Source organism: Gemmiger formicilis, assembly GCF_016901605.1.
Lineage (GTDB): Bacteria > Bacillota > Clostridia > Oscillospirales > Ruminococcaceae > Gemmiger > Gemmiger formicilis_B.
This window is the reverse complement of record NZ_JACJKP010000198.1, coordinates 1-4,793: the sequence shown is the minus strand read 5'-3', so window position 1 is coordinate 4,793 and position 4,793 is coordinate 1. Positions and strand designations below refer to the sequence as shown.

Annotated in this window: 6 protein-coding genes and 1 pseudogene; 1 reads left to right on the top strand and 6 read right to left on the bottom strand. The window is 56.1% G+C overall.

Annotation, left to right across the window (positions count from 1 at the left end; translation table 11 throughout):
- Window positions 1-8 precede the first annotated feature (8 nt).
- A complete protein-coding gene (locus H6B10_RS12655) occupies window positions 9-560 on the bottom strand; it encodes a DUF3793 family protein (protein ID WP_204651935.1) in 552 nt (183 codons plus the stop codon).
- 262 nt (window positions 561-822) lie between these two features.
- On the opposite strand from H6B10_RS12655, the gene H6B10_RS12650 reads away from it, so the two are divergent.
- Window positions 823-1,218 (top strand): metal-dependent transcriptional regulator, encoded by a 396-nt coding sequence (locus H6B10_RS12650; RefSeq protein WP_164475022.1) that lies wholly within the window; start codon window positions 823-825, stop codon window positions 1,216-1,218.
- A 198-nt stretch (window positions 1,219-1,416) separates the two neighbouring features.
- Here H6B10_RS12650 and H6B10_RS18075 read toward each other — a convergent pair whose 3' ends face one another.
- The 5 genes and pseudogenes from H6B10_RS18075 to H6B10_RS12625 all read right to left on the bottom strand — a co-directional run.
- Complete coding sequence (locus tag H6B10_RS18075) at window positions 1,417-1,560, bottom strand: hypothetical protein (RefSeq protein WP_243427372.1); 144 nt, start codon at window positions 1,558-1,560, stop codon at window positions 1,417-1,419.
- A gap of 37 nt (window positions 1,561-1,597) precedes the next feature.
- The gene (locus tag H6B10_RS12640) at window positions 1,598-1,843 is read right to left on the bottom strand and encodes a heavy-metal-associated domain-containing protein (RefSeq protein WP_118643960.1); all 246 of its coding nucleotides are present in this window, start codon (window positions 1,841-1,843) and stop codon (window positions 1,598-1,600) included.
- 6 nt (window positions 1,844-1,849) lie between these two features.
- Window positions 1,850-2,536, bottom strand: coding sequence for a class I SAM-dependent methyltransferase (locus tag H6B10_RS12635; RefSeq protein ID WP_204651933.1), 687 nt, complete (start codon window positions 2,534-2,536; stop codon window positions 1,850-1,852).
- Between the two features lie 189 nt (window positions 2,537-2,725).
- Complete coding sequence (locus tag H6B10_RS12630; protein ID WP_204651932.1) at window positions 2,726-4,465, bottom strand: ABC transporter ATP-binding protein; 1,740 nt, start codon at window positions 4,463-4,465, stop codon at window positions 2,726-2,728.
- Window positions 4,462-4,793 (bottom strand): annotated as a pseudogene (locus tag H6B10_RS12625) (ABC transporter ATP-binding protein); the annotation flags it as partial. The pseudogene H6B10_RS12625 and the gene H6B10_RS12630, both read right to left, overlap by 4 nt.

Below are 4,793 nucleotides of genomic sequence, written 5' to 3'. Positions count from 1 at the left end.
TAGAAACATCAACCAGCCACGGTGAGCTGCTCGATGGATTTCCCTTGCTGCCACTGCCGGGAGTAGATTTTGCTGCACATCTCGTATTTCTCAAAGATGTTTCTGGCGGCCTGCTCGTCGCCGTAGACCTTCCAGCAGCCCACGCACTTGTGATTGCATGCCCGATTGCAGATGAAGCCCAGCACATCCTCCGGCGGATAGCTCAAAAACAGTCCGATCTCATGGGGAAATTCCCCCTCGCTCCGGAGCCGGTGGATCAGGTGAACCACACAGCCATTGGGATTTTCCGGCACATAGCCGTATTTGAGAAGCAATGCTCTGGCGCGGTAATCGGTCAGATCGCTCTCCAGCGCATTGGGCCGGTAGGCATAGATCAAAGCGCGGCCTTTGCGAACCCGGAGCGGCAGAACGCGGATGCCCTTGGGCACCAGTTTCTTGTTCAGCCGGCATAAGTCTCTCGTCAGATCCTTCCGGCTGGGACAGGCGCAGGAAAAGAGGTTTCCCGTCTTGATCCCGGCCAGGGTGGGAGAACAGTGGCGAATCAGCAGATCCTCTGACATAGGCGTTTCCCTCACAAAATCATGTCCATGCGAAGACTGTACGGCAAAATGAAAAAACGGACAGCAAACACGGTTAGCAATAGCTAACCAAAGCGTCAAATATATAGCTGCCGCCTCTTGGTTAGCGGTAGCTAACTAATGCAATTATATACAGGGCAAATTCGCTTGTCAAGAGGACGGATGGATTTTGTTGACAGAAAAAATGGCGTTTGTCGGACGCCTGTGTTATAATAAGCAAAACGCCCGTTTTTTGGAGGTTCCTATGGCGATTCACGAGTCTGGCCAGATGTATCTGGAAACCATCTATATTCTTTCACAGAACAGCACCTTCGTTCGAGCTATCGATGTGGGAGCGCAGTTGGGCTTTACCAAGCCCAGCGTCAGCAGAGCCATGTCCATTCTGAAAAAGGACGGATATGTGAATGTGGATGCTGACGGTGCGATCACCCTGACGGAGACCGGACTTGCCATTGCTAAGACGATGTACACCCGCCACACGGTGTTGAGCCAGATGCTGATGGAATTAGGCGTGGACGAAGAGACTGCGACCGAGGATGCCTGCCGGATCGAGCATGTGATCAGCGAAAAATCCTTTGCGGCGGTGCAGGCGCACTTGGAGCAGGTAACGAAAATGCGGGAAGATGCGCACGGGCAATGAGCCTGTGCAAATTTGGCGGACTTTGCTATCGAGCGGCAACGCGATAAGTGAATACCTGCCATTTGGCACGGAATATTAAATGAGGTGGAGCCTGGATATGGCCTCCACCTCATTTTTATGTGATCTGCGCTTTTAAATCAGGAGCGACCTGCTGTGTAAGTTCACCGCCAAGCGTACCTGCTCCATAGCTCCAAACGCTTACGGCAGCTCATCCTTATGTGTCTGCTGGCTTTTCAAAACCTTTCGGGCGGCTTTTTTGATTTTATGGCACACGCCAAGAATAGCGATGCAAAACAGCAGAGCCACTAATCCATATCCAAACGACTGCATTGCCGTATTCATTTTTATGCCTCTTTTCTGGCCGCTGCTGCCAATGAACTCAACCGAACAATCCTCTCTTTTTGTACGGCTCCTTCTGGATCGTGCCGACCTCATACCCCGTGCTGCGAATGGCGTTCATAACAGCCTCCGTGTCCAGCTCCGTTTCAGAGAGGATCACGGTCTGGTTTTTGCTTCGGGAAGAACTCACCTTTTTGACCGGGCAGGCTTTGCGCACAGCGTCATTGACATGAGCCTCGCACATCCCGCACATCATTCCGTTGACTTCCACTGTGTACTTCCACATGTTCTCTCACTCCTTCTTGACTTTTGGATCATCGAGCTGCGCGGACCGGACGGTGGTCTGCCGTGCTGCAGTCCGTTCATCCGGGATCTTCCTGGCTATCAGACAGCACAGCGGCACCAACGAACTTCCGAGAAGCTGATGGCGAACGATGGAATAGCCGCACTCGGACAGGTATGCCATCAGCTCCCCGGCAGTCCAAACATGGTACACCCGAAAGCCTGACAGCCCCATGAACCAGAGCCGGAGTCTGGCGCTTCGGCTTTTGCCCCAGACAAAGGTGGGGGCGAACAGCCATCCCCCCGGCTTCAGAACCCGCCAGGCTTCCGCCAGAGCTTTTTCCGGGTGAGGCATGACATGGAGGGCGTTGGAGATCACGACCGCATCGAAGCTCTCCGGGCCGTAGGGCAGCTTGGTAGCGTCCTGGACGGAGAAATGGAGCCGAGAGGAATGCACCTGCTTCTTGGCCTGACGGATCATTTCGGCTGAAAAGTCGGTTGCCTCCCAGCTCCGGACACATGGAGACAGCGGCACGGACAGCTGGCCTGTTCCGCAGGCCAACTCCAGCACATCCATGTCCCGTTTCAGAAAAGGGCGCATTGCTTTGCATATCTGCTGATAGGTTGCCTGGGAGCGGCGCATGAAACCGGAGTAACGCCGTGAAAACCGCTCCCAAAACTGCTTGTTGTCATCCATCCTATATGGTCACCTCAATGATGGTTAGCGATTGCTAACTACATCATACTCTTTGTCGCACGAAATTGCAAGATGCCGCCATATTGGTTTTGCATGTTCTCTGGGATAAATCAAGGGAAGAAGCGAGAACGAAGAATGACCGGGATACATCTCCCGGCCATTCTTTCCGTTTCGTTCGGCTCACTGTGTTTACCGGCACCAACCGGTGGGATTGGAGCGGGCGGTGATGAAGCGGCGGTAAATGCCCTCCTCCGCCATAAGTTTGTCGTGGTCGCCGGCCTGAACGATGCGCCCCTGGTCGATAACCAGGATCTCATCGGCGTGGCGAATGGTATTGAGCCGGTGGGCAATGACCAGCAGGGTCTTGCCCCGGCACAGCTGGGTGATGGCCTCCTGGATGTAGCTCTCGTTGTCGGCGTCCACGCTGGCAGTGGCCTCATCCAGAATGACGATGGGAGCATCCTTCAGAATGCAGCGGGCAATGGAGATTCGCTGCCTCTCTCCGCCAGATAGGCTGGCTCCACCTTCGCCGATAACAGTGTCAAAGCCGTCGGGTAGCTCCATGATGAAGTCATAGCATCGGGCTTTTCTGGCCGCCTCATAGACCTCCTCCCGTGTGGCGTCTGTCCGTCCCATGGCGATGTTGTTATAGACGGTATCCTGGAATAAGTAGACCCGCTGGAACACCATAGAGATCTGATCCATCAGATCAGAAAGAGGAATATCGCGGATGTCACTGCCCCGCACCAGGATCTGTCCCTGTTTGACATCCCAAAACCGGGAGAGCAGGTTGGCTACCGTACTTTTACCGCCGCCAGAAGGCCCCACCAGGGCCAGCATCCGGTTTTTCTCCAGCGTGAAGGAGACATCATGCAGAACCTCTTTCTCCCCGTAGGCGAAGGTGACATTTCGGAACTCCACCTCTGGGGCACCGCCGGCTTTGGGGAAGGACTCCCGGCCCCGGTCAGGCAGTTCCGGCTGAGCCAACACTGCCTCGATCCGGTCCATGCAGGCGTTCATCACCGTCAGGCGGGTGGCTTGACTATAGAGCGCCTTAATGGGGCCGAAGAGGTCAAAGACGAAGAGCAAGACACCCAGCAGGAAGGTGATGGAGAGCTGCCCACGGCCATAGAGCCAGAGTGACAGGGGGATTATCAGCACAGAGCCCAGACCGCACACCAGATAGAGGGCCCGCATCCAGGGAGCCTGACTCTCCTCGAACTCGATGCTGACCTTGCGGCTTCGGGCGAAATTTTCGGTGAGTTGCTCGGAACGCTCTCCCAGCAGGTTGAAGGTCTTGGCAATACCAATGCCCTCCACATAGTCCAGCACTGCCCGTGTGAGAGCCTCGCTCTGCTCCTGTCGGATGTCGGAGTGGGCCAGGGTGCTCCCCAGGGAAGCGCGGCCCAGCTGCCAAATGATCCCTACCACCACCAAGGCGGCCAGTCCCAGCCAGGGATTCAGGAAGGCCAGCCACAGCACCAGAATAGCCTGGGCAAAGGTATAGCTCATCATGTTGGCAATGTCGTGCATACAGTTCTCCTCAATGAACACCATGTCGGTGGACAGAACGGAACTGATTTTGCCGATGTTGCCCTCTGTGAAATAGCCCATGGGCAGGCGGCGCAAATGCCGTCCCAGCTCCATGCGCAGATCGGCGAATACCATATAGCCCGCCGCGGCCTGGAGCCGGTCGGCGATGTTCTGGCACAGGCATTCTAGCAGAACGCAACCCACCGTGCCCACCGCCAGCCACAGGCACAGCCGTGCCGTCATGGTTCCCTGGAGAAAAGCGCTCAGGGCCAGGAAGGACAGACCGATGGGGGCCTTGGACAGCATGGCCTTCAGGAACGCAAAGACAAAGGCCAGCTTGATCCGCCCCTGATATGGGCCGGATACGGACAGGATTCGTTTCATCAGCGCGATCATGCCTCGTCGCCTCCTTTCTCCGCAGAGACACGCCAGGCAGCGGCTCCCTCGGCAGCCCGCCACAGTTTTTCATAGGCGGGGCAAGTCTTTCGCAATGTATCGTGGCGGCCGATCCCTGCCACATTGCCCTGGTCCAGCACCACGATCTGATCGGCGCCTACAATGGACTGAAGCCGGTGGGCGATGACGATGACCGTCTTGCCCCGGATCACCTCGGCAATGGCGGCGTTCATTTTCTCCTCATTCTCCGGGTCCAAAAAAGCGGTGGCCTCATCCAGTACCACGATAGGAGCGTCCTTCAAGATCGCCCGGGCCAGTGCGATCCGCT